This window comes from Variovorax sp. FW301-JW7 (assembly GCF_058788795.1).
Genome location: NZ_JBYTBC010000002.1, coordinates 1 through 14220, shown reverse-complemented (window position 1 = coordinate 14220; position 14220 = coordinate 1). Strand labels below are relative to the sequence as shown.

Here is a 14220-nt window from a genome sequence, read left to right as displayed (position 1 = left end):
GGTAGCGTGCGGCCGACTTGCGGTGTGGCGCGCGGGTGGCGATGATCGCCCGCGCCCGCCGCCGCAAGCCTCCCTCGTCACCACGGAGCGTCCCCGCATGACCGCCAAGCCGAACCTCATCCCCGTTTCCCTCGATGCACTGCGGCCGACCCAGATCACGGTCGGCGGCGCCGAAGTGGCCACCAAGCGCGCGCAGTGGAAGCAGCTCAAGCGCAAGGAGCGCGAGCACACGCTGGCCGCGCACTGGTTTCCTGCCGTGCGCGGGCCGGGCGGGCACTACTACATCGTCGATCACCATCACCTGGGCCGCGCGCTGCACGAAGAGTCGGTGGGCACGGTGTGGGTGATGCAGCTGGACGACCTCAGCGAGGTCCGGGGCGAGCAGTTCTGGCGCCTCATGGAATTCCACCGCTGGGCGCACCCTTTCGACGAGAAGGGCAAGCGGCGCGCGTTCAGCGCCATCCCCTCCAGCGTGGCGAAGCTGCGCGACGACCCGTACCGCGCCCTGGCCGGCTTCGTGCGCAAGGCCGGCGGCTACGCGAAGGACGCGGCGCCCTATGCGGAGTTCCTGTGGGCCGACCATTTCCGTCCGCTGGTGCCCGCGAAGAAACTGCAGCCCTCGGCCACCGAGCCGCTGCCGCAGGCCACCATCGACAAGGCCGTGGCGCTGGCGCGCACCGCCGACGCGCGCTACCTGCCGGGCTGGACCGGCGTGACCAACGCCACGCCCGCGAAGTGAACGACAGCGCCGCCCGCCGCCCCGGCCTCGCCGACGTTGTGGCAGGCGTGTCCATCGCGGGCCTGCTGCTGCCCGAAGCCGTGGCCTATGCGGGCATCGCGGGCCTGCCGCCGCAGGCCGGCGTGATCGCGCTGTTCGCCGGCCTTCTGGTCTACGGCCTGTTCGGCAGCAGCCGCTTCGCGATCGTCTCGGCCACCTCGTCGTCGGCGGCGGTGCTCTTCGCGGCCACCACGTCGATGCCGGGCGTCGACACGGCCACGCGGCTGGCGCTGGGCGCGGGCATCGTGCTGCTGGCCGGGGTCTTCTTCGTCATCGCGGGCATCGCCAGGCTCGGCGCGGTGTCGAGCCTGATCGCCAAGCCGGTGCTGCGCGGCTTCGCGCTCGGGCTGGCGCTGACCATCGTGGTCAAGCAGTTGCCGAAGGTGCTGGCGGTGCAGCCGGCGCACAGCGATTTCTTCCGCCTCGTCGCGGGCCTGGCGGCCGAGTGGCGGCACTGGAACCTGGCCGGCGCGGCGATGGCGCTGGCGGCGCTGGTGCTGCTGCGCGGCCTGGCGCGCTGGCGCGCGGTGCCGGCGGCCCTGCTGGTGATCGTGGGCGGTATCGCGCTGGACGTGAGCGGGCTGTGCCAGGCCTGGGGCGTGGCGGCGGTGGGGCCGATCTCGCTGGACTTCTCGCACCCGGGCGTGCCTTCGCTGGGGCGCACGCAATGGCTGGGGATGGGCGAGCTGGCCTTCGCGATGGCGCTGATCCTCTATGCCGAGTCCTACGGCTCGATCCGCACCTTCGCCATGCGCCACGGCGACAACGTGTCGGCCAACCGCGACCTGCTGGCGCTGGGCGGCGCCAACCTGCTGTCGGCACTGTTCCAGGGCATGCCCGTGGGCGCGGGGTACTCGGCGACCTCGGCCAACGAATCGGCGGGCGCACGCAGCCGTGCGGCGGGCCTGGTGGCGGGGCTTGTGGTGCTCGTGGCGGTGCTCACGCTGCTGCCGTGGATCGCGCACACGCCCGAGCCGTTGCTGGCGGCCATCGTGATCAACGCCGTGAGCCATTCGCTGAACCCTTCGTCGCTGCGGCCGTACTTCCACTGGCGGCGCGACCGGCTGGTGGCGCTGGTGGCGGTTGCGGCCGTGCTGCTGCTGGGCGTGCTCGACGGCTTGCTGGCCGCCATCGGCGTGAGCCTGCTGCTGTTGCTGCGCGGCTTCTCGCGCACCACCGTGAGCTGGCTCGGCCGGCTGGGCCAGAGCCACGACTACGTCGACACCGGCCGCCACCCCGAGGCCGTGGTGCCGCCGGGCGTGCTGATCGCGCGGCCCGAGGTGCCGCTGTTCTTCGGCAACGCGGACGCGGTGTTCGCATCGATCCGCGCGCGCATCGACGCCACGCCGGGCCTGCAGCGCATGGTGCTGAGCCTGGAGGAATCGCCCGACCTCGACGCCACCAGCATCGAGGCGCTGTGCGACTTTGCGGCCTACGTGCGTGCGCGCGGCGCGCGCCTGTCGCTGGCGCGCGTGAAGGACGGCGTGCGCGACCTGCTGGCCAAGGTCGATTCGCCCGACCTGCACGCCGAGGTGTATGCGCCGTGGAGCGTGGACGATGCGGTGCAGGCCGGCGCGTCGCGGCTGCCGCACGAGCCGCGCGAACCGGGCTAGCGCGGCAGCGTCGCCTGCCGCCTGAACTCGCTCGGGCTGCCGCCCGTGTGCGCGCGGAACACGCGGCTGAAGTGCGAGAGGTTGCCGAAGCCCGCGCCCAGTGCGATGTCGGTGATGGAGCGCGCGGCGTTCGCGGGGTCGATCAGGTCGCGGATGCTGGCGGCCAGCCGCTGGTGCTGGATGTAGCCGGTGAGCGTGTCGTCGTCGCCCGCGAAGGCCTGGTGCAGCAGGCGCTTGCTGCAACGCAGGGCCAGCGCCACGCCGTCGATCGACAGCGCGGGGTCGCGCAGGTTCTGCGCCACGTGGCGGTGGATGCGGTCTTTCAGCGCCTCGCGCTGGGTCTGGGCGGTGCTGCGGCCCGCGAGCTCCATGAGCGACAGGCGCACCAGCTGGATCAGCAGCTCGCCCGCGCCGCGCGCGGCGGCCTCGCTCATGTGGGGCAGCTCCAGGTAGGTGTTGCGCATGGTCTCCAGCGCCACGCGCGAGATGCCGCTGTCGCCGCCGATGCGCCGCGCCACGAGGTCGCCCAGCGGCAGCGCGGGCGAGGCGATCTGGTCTTTCGGCAGCATCACGATGAGGTGGTCGCTGCGCTCGGGGTTGGCCACGGTGTAGTCGAGCGTGGTGTCGTACAAGGTCCAGCCGCCCGCGCGCACCGCCGCCGCGCGCCCGCGCTGCGTGACCTCGGCCGAGCCCTGCCAGGGCGCGACGATCTTCAGGTAGGGCGCATCGCTCAGGCGCGCCATCTGCGGGGTTCGCAGCACGCGATGGCGGTTGGCTTCGAGCCGCGTGAGGATCACGTCGCCCGCGTGCGAAGACGCGAGGTGGCCGTCGAAATCGCTGTCGCCATACAGGTCGGAGCCGAGGCCGCCGAAGTGGCGCCACACCCACTCGCACCACAGCGGCCCGCGTTCCTTCGGCGGGATGGCGTCGGTGGACAGGAGCAGGGACGCGGTCATGGAGCGAAAGCAGTGAAGACGAAAGATTGCAACACGGCAGCGGGATGCCGCGCATTGTGGAGTGCCCGCAAAGCCCTCGCCTTTGCGGGTTAACCACTAGGCGCCTGCACGCTGCGTCAAGTGCTTTGTGCGCGGCAGGCACAGCGTCGAAGGGCGTGCGTTTCTACGATCCCGGTCAGCGGGCGCATACCGACGCCCGGAAGGAGACCTCCATGCTTCACCCCACCCGCCGCCACTGGATTCAGGGCACAGCCACCGCGCTGGGCGCGGCCGCCGTCGCGCCGCAGTTGTTCGCGCAAAGCGCCCCCGTTCGCATCGGCTACGCCATCGCCCGCACCGGCCCCTGGGCCGCGGGCGCACAGGTGAGCCAGGAACCCAACTACCTGCTGTGGGCCGAGCAGGTCAACGCCGCGGGCGGCCTGTCGGTGAAGGGCACCAAGCGGCCCATCGAGCTGATCGGCTACGACGACCGCAGCGAGACCGAGACCTGCGTGCGCACGTTTGAAAAGCTCATGGGCAGCGACAAGGTCGACCTCGTGCTGCCGCCTTGGGGGTCGGGCGCCAACTTCGCGGTCGCGCCGCTGGCCAACCGCTTCGGCTATCCCCTGCTCGCGCCCACGGCCCTGTCGCGCAAGCTCATCGACATGCGCCTGCCCTTCTTCTTCTCGCTGCTGCAGCAGCCCGACAAGATGATGGGCGCGCTGGTCGACATGCTGGTGGCGCAGAACGTGAAGACCATCACCATCGTCTACATGGACGACCTGTTCGGGCTGGAGAACTTCGCGGCGCTGAACAACGCGCTGAAGAAGACGCAGATCCAGGTGCTCGACCGCAAGAGCTACCCGCTGGGCGTGAAAGACCTCGCGCCCGTGCTGCGCACCATGAAGGACCTGAACCCCGACGCCTTCATCGGCATCACCTACCCGCCGGACACCATCCTGGCGAGCCGGCAGGCGCGCGAGGTGGGCTTCAACCCGAAGTACTTCTACGCTTCGGTGGGCACCGCCTTCCAGCTCTACAAGAACGTGATGGCCGCCAACACCGAGGGCGTGATCGGCATGGGCTCGTGGAACGGCAAGACCAGCCCCGAGGCCAAGGCCTACTTCGACGCGCACACGAAGAAGTTCGGCAAGGAGCCCGACCGCTGGGCCAGCGGCCACGCGTGGGCCGGCCTTCAGATCCTGCAGCAGGCGGTGGAGAAGGTGGGCCTGGATCGCAAGGCGCTGCGCGAGCAGATCGCGAAGAACGAGTTCAAGACCATCCTCGGGCCGATCCGCTTCGAGGGCAGCGAGAACGCGTCGATCCCCGGCACCGTGTCGCAATGGCAGGGCGGCGACTTCGAAGTGGTGTGGCCCAAAGACCGCGCCACCGCGCAACTGATGCCGAAGCCGGCCTGGAAATAACAGCGTGTCGTTCTCTGGATGGGCCGAGCTCCTGGCCGGCGGATTGATCACGGGCGGCATCTACGCGCTGGTGGCCATCGGACTGAACCTGCAGTACGGGCTGATGCGCATCATGAACATCTCGCACGGCGAGTTCCTGATGCTCGGCGCCTTTCTCACCTGGTGGGCACACACGGCGCTGGGCGTCTCGCCGCTGGTGTTCATGCCGGTGGCCTTCGTGCTGCTGATGGCGCTGGGCATGGCGGTGCACTGGCTGTGCTTTCGCCAGGTGGCGGCGCGCGCGCCGAACGTCGACGTGTTCGAGGCGCGCAGCCTCATGGTCGGCTTCGGCCTGATGTTCTTCGTGCAGAACACCGCCCTGCTCGTGTGGGGCGGCGACCTGCGCGGCTACGACTACCTGGCCGAGCCGGTGCAGCTGGGCGAGATGCGCTTCACCGCCAACAAGCTGGTGCTGTTCGGCGTGGCGCTGGCGCTGAGCCTCGTGCTCATCGCGCTGCTCAAGCTCACGCTGCTGGGCAAGGCGGTGCGCGCGCTGATGCAGTCGCCCACCGGCGCGCAGCTGGTGGGCATCAACACCAGGCGGCTGCACCCGCTGATGTTCGGCATCGGCCTGGGCCTGTCGGGGGTGGCCGGTGCGCTGCTGTCGATGACCTACGAGATCTCGCCCTCGATGGGCGAGCCCTACACCGTGACGGCGCTGATCGTCATCACCCTCGGCGGCTTCGGCAGCATCGCGGGCAGCCTCGTCGGCGGCCTCTTGCTCGGCGTGGTCGAAGCGCTGGGCATGTACTACACGAGCCCCTCGCTCAAGATGCTGCTGTCGTACGCCGTGTTCATCGGCGTGCTGATCTGGCGGCCCAACGGACTGTTCTCCAGAAGATGAATTCCCTCTTTCAAAACAAACCGTGGTGGGTGCTTTGCATCGGCCTCGCGCTGGCGGCCGCCGTGCCGTGGGTCGCGAGCGAGTTCATCGCCTCGGTCGCGCTCGGCTGCCTGATGTACATCGCGCTGGCCACCAGCTGGTCGCTGTTCTGCGGTGCCACGCGCTACCTGTCGCTCGCCACCTCGGCCTTCTTCGGCCTGGGCGCGTACGCGAGCGCCACGCTGCTCGAGGTGCTGCCCTGGCCGCTGGTCATCCTGAGCGGCGCGGCCATCGCGAGCGCGGTGGCGGTGCTGATGGGCGCGGCCGTGCTGCACCTGCGCGGCACCTACTTCGCGGTGCTGACCTTCGGCATGACCGAGCTGATCCGCCATGCCGTCACCTTCGTCGAGAAGCAGGTCTCGGGCACCGTGGGGCGCGTGCTCACGGTGGTGCCGTCGAACGAGACGGTGTACCTCACGGTGCTGGCGATTGCGGGCGCGGCCATTGCCACCGCGCTGCTCGTGAAGCGCTGCCGCTTCGGCCTGGCGCTGGCCGGCATCGGTGCCGACGAGCAACGCGCGCAGACACTGGGCGTGGACACGCGCCGCGTGAAGATCGCCGGCTTCGCACTCACCGCCGCCTTCGCCGGCGCGGTCGGCGCCGCGATGGCCGTGCGCTGGACCTACATCGAGCCGGCCGCCGTGTTCAGCCCCTTCATCGGCTTCCAGACCGTGCTGATCGCGATGATCGGCGGGGCCGCCAGCATCGGCGGACCGGTGGCCGCGGCCATCGTGTTCAGCCTGCTGTCGGAGACGCTGCGGCTGCAGCTGCCCTACGGCTACATGATGGTGCTGGGGCTGCTGCTCATCCTGTGCGTGATGTACCTGCCCAACGGCCTCGCGTCGCTGTGGCAGCGCAAGGCGGCGGCGTTGCGGAGGCACGCACCATGAAGGCCACGCCGCTTCTCGAAGCCCGTGACCTCACGGTGCGCTTCGGCGGACTCACCGCCGTCGACGCGGTGAGCGCCACGCTGCATGCGGGCGAGCTGGTCGGCATCATCGGCCCCAACGGCGCGGGCAAGACGACCTTCTTTAACGCGATCTCGGGCGTGGTCATGCCCACGTCGGGCCGGCTGCTGGTGGAAGGCGATGTCGACCTGACGCGGCGCGGCCCGCACCTGTACGCCGCACACGGCATCGCGCGCACCTTCCAGACGCCGCGCGTGATGGCCGACATGACGCTCGAGGACAACGTGCGCTTCGGCATGCAGTTCGCAGGCCGCCGCCGCGCGCCCATCGCGGGCCTGGGCAGCACCGACGAGATCCTCGACATGCTGGGCCTGGGCGGCCTCGCGACGCAGATCGCGGCCGACGTCACGCCCTCGCAGCAGCGGCTGCTCGAGATCGGCATGGCGCTCGGCACCCGGCCGCGCGTGCTGCTGCTCGACGAAGTGGCGGCCGGCCTCACCGAGGCGGAGGTCGATGCCATGGCACGGCGCATCCGCCGCCTGCGCGACGACCACGGCCTCGCCGTCGTGTGGATCGAGCATGCGGTGACCACGCTGCTGAAGTACGTCGAGCGCGTGCTGGTGCTGCACCAGGGCCGCAAGATCGCCGACGGCACGCCGGCCGAGGTCGTGCGCAATGCCGAGGTGGTCGAGGCCTACCTGGGCGACGAGATGGAGGCCACGGCATGAGCGGCACCTTCATGACCGTGCGCGGCCTTTCGGCCGGCTACCACGGCTTCCAGGTCATCCAGGGCCTGGACCTCGACGTGACGCCCGGTGTCACCGTCGTGCTCGGACCCAACGGCGCGGGCAAGACCACGCTGCTTAAGGCGCTGGCGGGGCTGCTGCCGCGCACGGGCGACGCGGTGCTCGACGGTGCGGCGCTGCCGTCCGCCGATGCCACCGCCTGCGTGCGACGCGGCCTGGCGCTGGTGGCCGAGGGCCGACAGCTGTTCCCGCAGATGACCGTCACCGAGAACCTCGAACTCGGCGGCTGGCTCATCCCCGCGCGCCTGCGCGCCGAGCGCCTCGCGCGCGCCTTCGACGACTTTCCGCGTTTGAAGGAACGCGCCACGCAGCTCGCCGGCACCATGAGCGGCGGCGAGCAGCAGATGGTCGCCGTGGCGCGCGCCTTGATGAGCGGGCCGCGCCTGCTGATGCTCGACGAGCCCTCGCTCGGCCTGGCGCCGCGCATGGTCGACGAGCTGCTCGCCATCGTGCGCCGCATCGCCGACCAGGGCGTGACCGTGCTCATGGTCGAACAGAACGTGCGCAAGGCCTTGCAGGCCGCCGACCGCGGCTACGTGCTCGAACGCGGGCGCGTCGTCGCCTCGGGCGAGGCGCAGGCGCTGCTGCATTCCGACGCCGTGCGCCAGGCCTACCTGGGCGTGACCTGAACACCCCTCTTCCTCTTTCTTTCTTGCAAAGGACACCCATGACCGACATCTCCATGCTCATCGACGGCGAACGCCGCACGGCCACCGGCGGCGCCACCTTCGAGCGCCGCAACCCGCTGGACGGCGGCATCGCCACGCGCGCGCCCGCGGCCACGCCCGCCGACGCGGTCGCCGCCGTCGACGCCGCACAGCGCGCCTTCGTCACCTGGTCGAAGACCGGCCCCAACGAGCGCCGCGCCCTGCTGCTCAAGGCCGCGCACGCGCTCGAAGCGCGCGCCGACGCCTTCGTGCAGGCCATGGCGCGCGAGACCGGCGCCTCGGCGCTGTGGGCCGGCTTCAACGTGCACCTGGCGGCCGGCATCCTCACCGAGGCCGCGTCGCTCACCACGCAGATCGCGGGTGAGGTCATTCCGTCCGACGTGCCCGGCAGCCTTTCCATGGGCGTGCGGCAGGCCGCCGGCGTGGTGCTGGGCATCGCGCCCTGGAACGCCCCCGTGATCCTGGCCACGCGCGCCATCGCCACGCCGCTGGCCTGCGGCAACACCGTCGTGCTCAAGGGCTCCGAGCTGTGCCCCGAGACGCACGCGCTCATCATCGAAGCGCTGGCCGAGGCCGGCCTGCCCAAGGGCACCGTCAACTTCGTCACCAACGCGCCGGCCGACGCCGGCGCCGTGGTCGAGGCCATGGTCGCGCACCCGGCGGTGCGGCGCGTCAACTTCACCGGCTCCACGCGCGTGGGCCGCCTCATCGCGCAGACCTGCGCCACGTACCTGAAGCCCGCCGTGCTCGAACTCGGCGGCAAGGCGCCCTTCGTGGTGCTGGACGACGCCGACATCGACGCAGCCGTGAACGGCGCGATCTTCAGCGCCTTCGCCAACTCGGGCCAGATCTGCATGTCGACCGAACGCCTCGTGGTCGACAACGCGGTGGCCGACGAGTTCGTCTCGAAGTTCGCCGCCCGCGCACAGGCGCTGCCGCTCGGCGACCCGCGCGAAGGCCCCGTCGTGCTGGGCTCGGTCGTCGACATGAGCACCGTGACGCGCTGCAACGCCCTGATCGACGACGCCCTCGCCAAGGGCGCGGTCCTCGTGTGCGGCGGCAAGGCACAGAACACGCTGATGCCCGCCACCGTGCTCGACCACGTCACGCCCGCGATGGCCATCTACCGCGAGGAATCGTTCGGGCCGGTGAAGGCGGTCGTGCGCGTGAATGGCGTGGAAGAGGCCGTGGCGGTGGCCAACGACAACGAGTTCGGTTTGTCATCAGCGGTGTTCGGCCGCGATGTGGCGCGTGCGTGGAACGTGGCGCAGCGCATCGAGGCGGGGATCTGCCATGTCAACGGGCCGACGGTGCATGACGAGGCGCAGATGCCGTTTGGCGGTGTCAAGTCGTCAGGGTACGGGCGGTTCGGTGGGCGAGCCGGCGTCGAAGCGTTCACGGAGCTGCGGTGGATTACGGTGCAGACGACGCCTCGGCACTATCCGTTCTGAACAAAGGAGCGGCAGGACACCGCCCTGCCGTTCGGATCAGGCCGTCATCGGCTCCGGTGACTCCCTTTCAACGGGTCGACGGTTCTGAGTCAGTCGTGTCTCGTCCGCGCCCGCATACACACGGCGATAGCGCAAGTAGCCGGCACCCCACGCATACCATTCGCGTCCTTCCGTGAAATCGGGCGCGTACTCGCCCGTGGTCAGGTACAGGTTGACCCATCGCTCCTGGCGGCGCGTCAGCCCGGCCGGTGCTCCACCTCTGGGTGGATCGATCCCCGTGCGTGCCTCGTCCGCCTTTTTCTTGCGGGCCACCAGCTTTTCGAGTTGCGCCTTGAACTCGGCCGCCTCGGGACCAGTGAGCTTGAACCATGCGTGAGAATCGTGCACACGGTCCTCGAACAGCTTGCTGGTGAGCACGGGCTCGTTCCAGTACGGCTCGATACGCCCCCACTCGCCCACCCGCTCCGAATCGATGCCGGGCACGTTGTCGACCTCGCGCGGCGTGCCGTCCGGGCTGTTGCGACCGCTGATCCGCTTCTTTTTCTTTCGCCAGGCTTCGAAGTCTTCTACTTCCTTGACGAACTGCTCGTCGGCCGACTTGAGGTCCGCCCGGTCTGCCTCCGAAGCACGCAAGACGAACGGCATGGTGGCCGCGTGGCCAGCCCAGGACTTGCGCCATTGGATGAACAGCTTGCGCTGCTCTGCCATGACATCGCGCAACAGACCTTCCTTGACCTGGCATACGGCAAGGTAGGCGTTGAAATCACGGATCAGTTCCTTGGCGACCATGAACTGATCCTTGATGACCGGACGTGCCAGTTCCAGCTTCAGTGGCACGCCCAGTATTCGCGCCTCACGGTACATCAGGGCGAGGGGAATGCGCGAGAGCATGTCATCGCCTTTGGGATGGACTCCCTTGCCCTGCTCCGTCGGCATGTAGCCTCCGCCGACGTCCGAGTGCATGCCGGGGCACACCCACTCCCGAGAATTCTCAGGCAACGTATTGCCGACGTGAACGGAATCCGACGGAAAGCTGCGACGGAACTCGTGCGCGGCCACGATGTGCAGGCAGGGCACCTCGGCCGGAATGCGCATCGAGGCGTCCGCATCGGCCCATCCGCCATGCCCGTCGGCGAACAGCGACGAGGCCGCTACACCGACCGACGCGACCGTATCGAACAATCCCAGGAAGTCGAAGGTCACCGGGAACGAGGCCAACGTCGGCCCCGTCTGCCCGCGAAGTTCAGCATCGATCTGGCACATCGCCAGGAACCAGTTGACGAAGACCCGTGCCTCGGCTGCTCCCCGCGAAAAGCCGAATGCGCTGACGAAGATGCGTTGCACCCGACCTGGATCGACCTTGCTGCACTGGCCGGTTTCGGGGTCGATCATGTGCGGCCTGATTGAATCGTGCAGCTTGTTGAGCATCACCTCCAGCGTGCGGCGATTCTTGTTGTCGCGTTGGCGCTTCTCAGCGGCCCCGTTGGACGCCTCCAGAAGCTCCTCCTTGCCGAGGCTGAAATCCTCGCAGAACCGCATCACCTCTTCGGCCGAGAATAACCCCGGCCCTTTGCCGCTCCGGGTGAGGTAGCGGTAGACGCAGTTGAGCGCTTGCGCCAACGCCCACAGGATGCGGCGCTCGCCGTAGCGAGCAGTGGCGTTGCCCAGCAGCGCATCCTTGCCGACGCCGCTGTCGCCCACTTGCATGAAGGGCGTTCCCACGCCCGGAACGTAGACCTTGAAGAAGTGCTGGTAGTTTTCGGGGTTGGTGGTCCATTGCGCATCGGGGTCAGCTGGCACCCCAGGCACGCTCTGTCCCGGATACGCGCCGTACAAGCGTGCGACGTTGGAATGCGTGTAGTCCTCGTTTTTTGTGCTGCTGTCGTAGTTGTTTCGCGTGCCATCGAAGAAGAAGCCCATGAAGAGATTCACGTCGCAGGACTTGCCGGGCTGGCCTATGGGGCGCAATTCCCGGCCGACTTCATAGTCATCTTCAATCTTCTTGTTGTTCTTCCCAAAAAATACTTTTCGATCTGAGGGGTTAAAAAAAGTCATCTCGTCAATCGAGATTGCAAGATGGGCTGTCATGGCTTGACCTTCATCAGCCGATCAATTTTTTCTTGATTCCAGACTATCAACCTCTCCAGCATGGCCTTTTCCTTGGTGAAAAAGGCGGGATCGTCTGGCCCCGAAAACGCGGCGAGTTCCTTTCGATAAGCAAACTCCTTTGCGCGCTCGTCCCATGTCTCTTTGAGGTATTTTTTGGAATCTTTATTCAACTCCTGCAGTGCTTCCGCGCTCGACTCCAAACTTTCCCGTGCCAATTGCATGTCCCGGTCCCACAGCTCCCGCTGAAAAGCCAGCGAAGGCTTGGGCCACCCTTTGATCTTCCCGGGCCATTCGTCGCCGTTAGGTCGGTACGCGGTTGAAACGACACCCACCGTGCCATCGGGATAGTTGATGAACCACACATCCCCCGCCTTGCCACTCTTGTCGTAGGGCGGCAGATCAACGATGAAGTTCTGGCGCGGCCGATAGTCGCGTGCGTTGTTGTCGTAGCTCTGCAGGATCACTCCGACCTGGATGCCAGGTGCCCAGGTCTTCGGCACGTTGTAGCAACAGATCACGCCTCCTGCGGCAAACGGACCGATCTCTTCGGAGGCGACCACGGTCTGCTTCGGGTCCTTGGGGTCGAACAGTCGATAGCGGATGTCCTGGTCGGTGTAGTTGACGCCGCTGACCGAAGCCGGAACCGTGTCGGCGCGGCCTAAAGCACAACCACTGGTGGCCAGTGATGCAAGAAGCGCAAAGGGAAGTAGCCAATTTCTGAGAATCATCTGTCGTTCCTGTTGCGACAAGCTAAGTACGAAAAGCGCGAGGCGCTTCTTTGCAGTGTTGTTCGGAAAGCATGGTCATGGCTTTATCTTCATCAAGCGGTCGATCTTCTCTTGCTGCCACGCCACGAGCCTCTCCATCGTTTCTTTTTCCTCTGCAAAGAATGCGGGATCGTCTGGCCCTGAGAATAGCTTTAGTTTGTGCCTGAATGCATAGCTCTTTGAGAGCCAATCCCACTCTTCCCTCAGGTACTTTTTCGGGTCATTCTTCAGTCTTTGCAGCGACCTTGCACTCGACGCCAACCCTTCCTCTGCCAACCGCATATCCCTTTCCCACAACTCCCGCTGAAAAGCCAGCGAAGGCTTGGGCCATCCCTTGATCTTCCCGGGCCACCCATCGCCGTTGGGCCGGTAAGCGGTTGAAACCACCCCCACCGTGCCATCGGGATAGTTGATAAACCACACATCCCCCGCCTTGCCACTCTTGTCGTACGGCGGCAGATCAACGATGAAGGTCTGGCGCGGCCGGTAGTCGCGCGCATTGTTGTCGTAGCTCTGCAGAATCACACCGACCTGAATGCCAGGCGCCCAGGTCTTCGGTACGCCGTAACAGCACAGCACGCCTCCTGCGGAAAATGGGCCAATGTCTTCGGAGGCAAGTGTGGTCTGCTTCGGATCCTTGGGGTCGAACAGCCGGTAGTGGATGTCCTGGTCGGTGTAGTTGACGCCGCTGACCGATGCTGGAACCGTGTCGGCACGACCGATGGCGCATCCTGTCGCGGCCAGGGATGCAAGAAGCACGAGGGGAAGGAGCCAGTTCTTGAGAAGCATCTGTTGTTCCTGCTGTGGTGCGCTAGACCATCAAGGCGCGCAGCGCCTCATGGTCTGAACGAACGCTGCGGCTGAGTTCGGGATGCTGCCAAAACACTTCGCACAGATTCATCCGTTGTGCCACCGTGTCGAGGTGCATGGCATTGGCCTCGGCGAGCCCGCGCTCCGCGAGTGCGTGCAAGGCCGAGGGCGAATGCTTCGCTTCATAGGCCGGCGAGAGCTGCAGCAGGTTCGCGACCATCTCGTCCGCTTCGCTGCCAGCGATGAGTACCACGCATTGTTCACCATCGAGGACCGGCGCGCACGGAGGCAGCAACATGGAGGCGTTCATTTGCCCGGGTGCAAGGAAAGTGCTCCAGCCGGCGTCGCGCCGACGGAAATGCCATGTGGCTCCGGAACCGCAGAACGCCATCTGCTGCAACGGAGACAACGCAGCCAACACATCCGGCAGGCGGCGCGTGTCGGGAAAGCGCAGCACGAAATACTGTCCATCCGCATTCACGATGCACCAGGGGCTCAGGCGCTCGAACAGCGATTCGAGCGGTTCGTCCGAGCGGATGAAGCTGAGCATCGGCAAGCCATTCGTCAGCAGCAGCACACGATCGAGCAAGGGCCTCTCGACGGCATCGATGTTCAGCAGCACGGGTGAATGCTGGATCGCTTCATCTGAAGCGCCGGGCATGTTCTCGTAGAGCGACCGCCAGGAGCCGGAGCCCAGGTGGCTCTTGAGCAGCTGATGGCATTGCGGGGCGAAGGCGCAATCGATCAAGGCGTAGCGAAATTCCTCAGCGCCGGAGGCAAGAGGGCCGCCCTCCGCAAACAGGGCGTCGATCCATCCGGGTGCGTGCTTGTCGATCAGGTTCATCGTGCGTTACTCCACCTGGGTGAAGGCCGGCGCCGACTTGAGCGACTTCAGGAGGCACGCCACGCAGATGCTCTTGGGAAATGCCGGCAACGGGTAACTCTTCTGCACCGGCCCGGCCAACTTCCGCTGCACCGAGTGATAAGTGATCTTCCCCGGACACTCGAAGGTGATGTCCCCATCCTGCA

The 14220-nt window shown here is 67.1% G+C and carries 13 protein-coding genes; 8 read left to right on the top strand and 5 right to left on the bottom strand.

Annotated features, from left to right (window positions below; translation table 11 throughout):
• Positions 1-97 precede the first annotated feature (97 nt).
• Positions 98-739 carry a ParB-like protein gene (locus AC3WQM_RS05000; RefSeq protein ID WP_489059901.1) on the top strand — a complete coding sequence of 214 codons (642 nt, stop codon included), beginning with the start codon at positions 98-100 and terminating at the stop codon, positions 737-739.
• Entirely contained in the window at positions 736-2391 is a 1656-nt protein-coding gene (locus AC3WQM_RS04995; protein WP_492677204.1) for a SulP family inorganic anion transporter, read from the top strand. The genes AC3WQM_RS05000 and AC3WQM_RS04995 overlap by 4 nt, the downstream gene beginning before the upstream one ends.
• Here the strand turns inward: AC3WQM_RS04995 and AC3WQM_RS04990 are convergent.
• Positions 2388-3347, bottom strand: coding sequence for an AraC-like ligand-binding domain-containing protein (locus AC3WQM_RS04990; protein ID WP_492677203.1), 960 nt, complete (start codon positions 3345-3347; stop codon positions 2388-2390). The genes AC3WQM_RS04995 and AC3WQM_RS04990 overlap by 4 nt on opposite strands.
• A gap of 212 nt (positions 3348-3559) precedes the next feature.
• Here AC3WQM_RS04990 and AC3WQM_RS04985 point away from each other — a divergent pair, with 212 nt between their 5' ends.
• The 6 genes from AC3WQM_RS04985 to AC3WQM_RS04960 are packed head-to-tail and all read left to right on the top strand — an operon-like array spanning position 3560 to position 9505.
• Positions 3560-4750 (top strand): amino acid ABC transporter substrate-binding protein, encoded by a 1191-nt coding sequence (locus AC3WQM_RS04985; RefSeq protein WP_095743865.1) that lies wholly within the window; start codon positions 3560-3562, stop codon positions 4748-4750.
• 4 nt (positions 4751-4754) lie between these two features.
• The gene (locus AC3WQM_RS04980; protein WP_159275015.1) at positions 4755-5633 is read left to right on the top strand and encodes a branched-chain amino acid ABC transporter permease; all 879 of its coding nucleotides are present in this window, start codon (positions 4755-4757) and stop codon (positions 5631-5633) included.
• Positions 5630-6562 carry a branched-chain amino acid ABC transporter permease gene (locus AC3WQM_RS04975; RefSeq protein WP_492677202.1) on the top strand — a complete coding sequence of 311 codons (933 nt, stop codon included), beginning with the start codon at positions 5630-5632 and terminating at the stop codon, positions 6560-6562. Before AC3WQM_RS04980 ends, AC3WQM_RS04975 begins: the two co-directional genes overlap by 4 nt.
• Complete coding sequence (locus AC3WQM_RS04970; protein ID WP_492677201.1) at positions 6559-7308, top strand: ABC transporter ATP-binding protein; 750 nt, start codon at positions 6559-6561, stop codon at positions 7306-7308. Before AC3WQM_RS04975 ends, AC3WQM_RS04970 begins: the two co-directional genes overlap by 4 nt.
• Positions 7305-8015: an ABC transporter ATP-binding protein gene (locus tag AC3WQM_RS04965; RefSeq protein WP_492677200.1), complete on the top strand. Its 711-nt coding sequence runs from the start codon at positions 7305-7307 to the stop codon at positions 8013-8015. The genes AC3WQM_RS04970 and AC3WQM_RS04965 overlap by 4 nt, the downstream gene beginning before the upstream one ends.
• Positions 8016-8053: 38 nt before the next feature.
• Positions 8054-9505: an aldehyde dehydrogenase gene (locus AC3WQM_RS04960; RefSeq protein WP_492677199.1), complete on the top strand. Its 1452-nt coding sequence runs from the start codon at positions 8054-8056 to the stop codon at positions 9503-9505.
• Between the two features lie 36 nt (positions 9506-9541).
• Here the strand turns inward: AC3WQM_RS04960 and AC3WQM_RS04955 are convergent, their stop codons facing one another.
• The 4 genes from AC3WQM_RS04955 to AC3WQM_RS04940 form a co-directional block, all read right to left on the bottom strand.
• Positions 9542-11593: a T6SS phospholipase effector Tle1-like catalytic domain-containing protein gene (locus tag AC3WQM_RS04955; RefSeq protein WP_492677198.1), complete on the bottom strand. Its 2052-nt coding sequence runs from the start codon at positions 11591-11593 to the stop codon at positions 9542-9544.
• Positions 11590-12342 carry a DUF3304 domain-containing protein gene (locus AC3WQM_RS04950; protein WP_492677197.1) on the bottom strand — a complete coding sequence of 251 codons (753 nt, stop codon included), beginning with the start codon at positions 12340-12342 and terminating at the stop codon, positions 11590-11592. The genes AC3WQM_RS04955 and AC3WQM_RS04950 overlap by 4 nt, the downstream gene beginning before the upstream one ends.
• Before the next feature lie 75 nt (positions 12343-12417).
• Complete coding sequence (locus AC3WQM_RS04945; protein WP_492677196.1) at positions 12418-13170, bottom strand: DUF3304 domain-containing protein; 753 nt, start codon at positions 13168-13170, stop codon at positions 12418-12420.
• Positions 13171-13192: 22 nt separating this feature from the next.
• The gene (locus AC3WQM_RS04940) at positions 13193-14035 is read right to left on the bottom strand and encodes a DUF4123 domain-containing protein (protein ID WP_492677195.1); all 843 of its coding nucleotides are present in this window, start codon (positions 14033-14035) and stop codon (positions 13193-13195) included.
• Between the last annotated feature and the right edge of the window lie 185 nt (positions 14036-14220).

Excerpts from the sequence above, each read along its gene's own strand:
- AC3WQM_RS04940 (WP_492677195.1), bottom strand. The coding sequence starts at position 14,035 with ATGAACCTGATCGACAAGCACGCACCCGGATGGATCGACGCCCTGTTT.
- AC3WQM_RS04955 (WP_492677198.1), bottom strand. The coding sequence starts at position 11,593 with ATGACAGCCCATCTTGCAATCTCGATTGACGAGATGACTTTTTTTAAC.
- AC3WQM_RS04975 (WP_492677202.1), top strand. The coding sequence starts at position 5,630 with ATGAATTCCCTCTTTCAAAACAAACCGTGGTGGGTGCTTTGCATCGGC.
- AC3WQM_RS04985 (WP_095743865.1), top strand. The coding sequence starts at position 3,560 with ATGCTTCACCCCACCCGCCGCCACTGGATTCAGGGCACAGCCACCGCG.
- AC3WQM_RS04965 (WP_492677200.1), top strand. The coding sequence starts at position 7,305 with ATGAGCGGCACCTTCATGACCGTGCGCGGCCTTTCGGCCGGCTACCAC.
- AC3WQM_RS04950 (WP_492677197.1), bottom strand. The coding sequence starts at position 12,342 with ATGATTCTCAGAAATTGGCTACTTCCCTTTGCGCTTCTTGCATCACTG.
- AC3WQM_RS04945 (WP_492677196.1), bottom strand. The coding sequence starts at position 13,170 with ATGCTTCTCAAGAACTGGCTCCTTCCCCTCGTGCTTCTTGCATCCCTG.
- AC3WQM_RS05000 (WP_489059901.1), top strand. The coding sequence starts at position 98 with ATGACCGCCAAGCCGAACCTCATCCCCGTTTCCCTCGATGCACTGCGG.
- AC3WQM_RS04990 (WP_492677203.1), bottom strand. The coding sequence starts at position 3,347 with ATGACCGCGTCCCTGCTCCTGTCCACCGACGCCATCCCGCCGAAGGAA.
- AC3WQM_RS04970 (WP_492677201.1), top strand. The coding sequence starts at position 6,559 with ATGAAGGCCACGCCGCTTCTCGAAGCCCGTGACCTCACGGTGCGCTTC.
- AC3WQM_RS04960 (WP_492677199.1), top strand. The coding sequence starts at position 8,054 with ATGACCGACATCTCCATGCTCATCGACGGCGAACGCCGCACGGCCACC.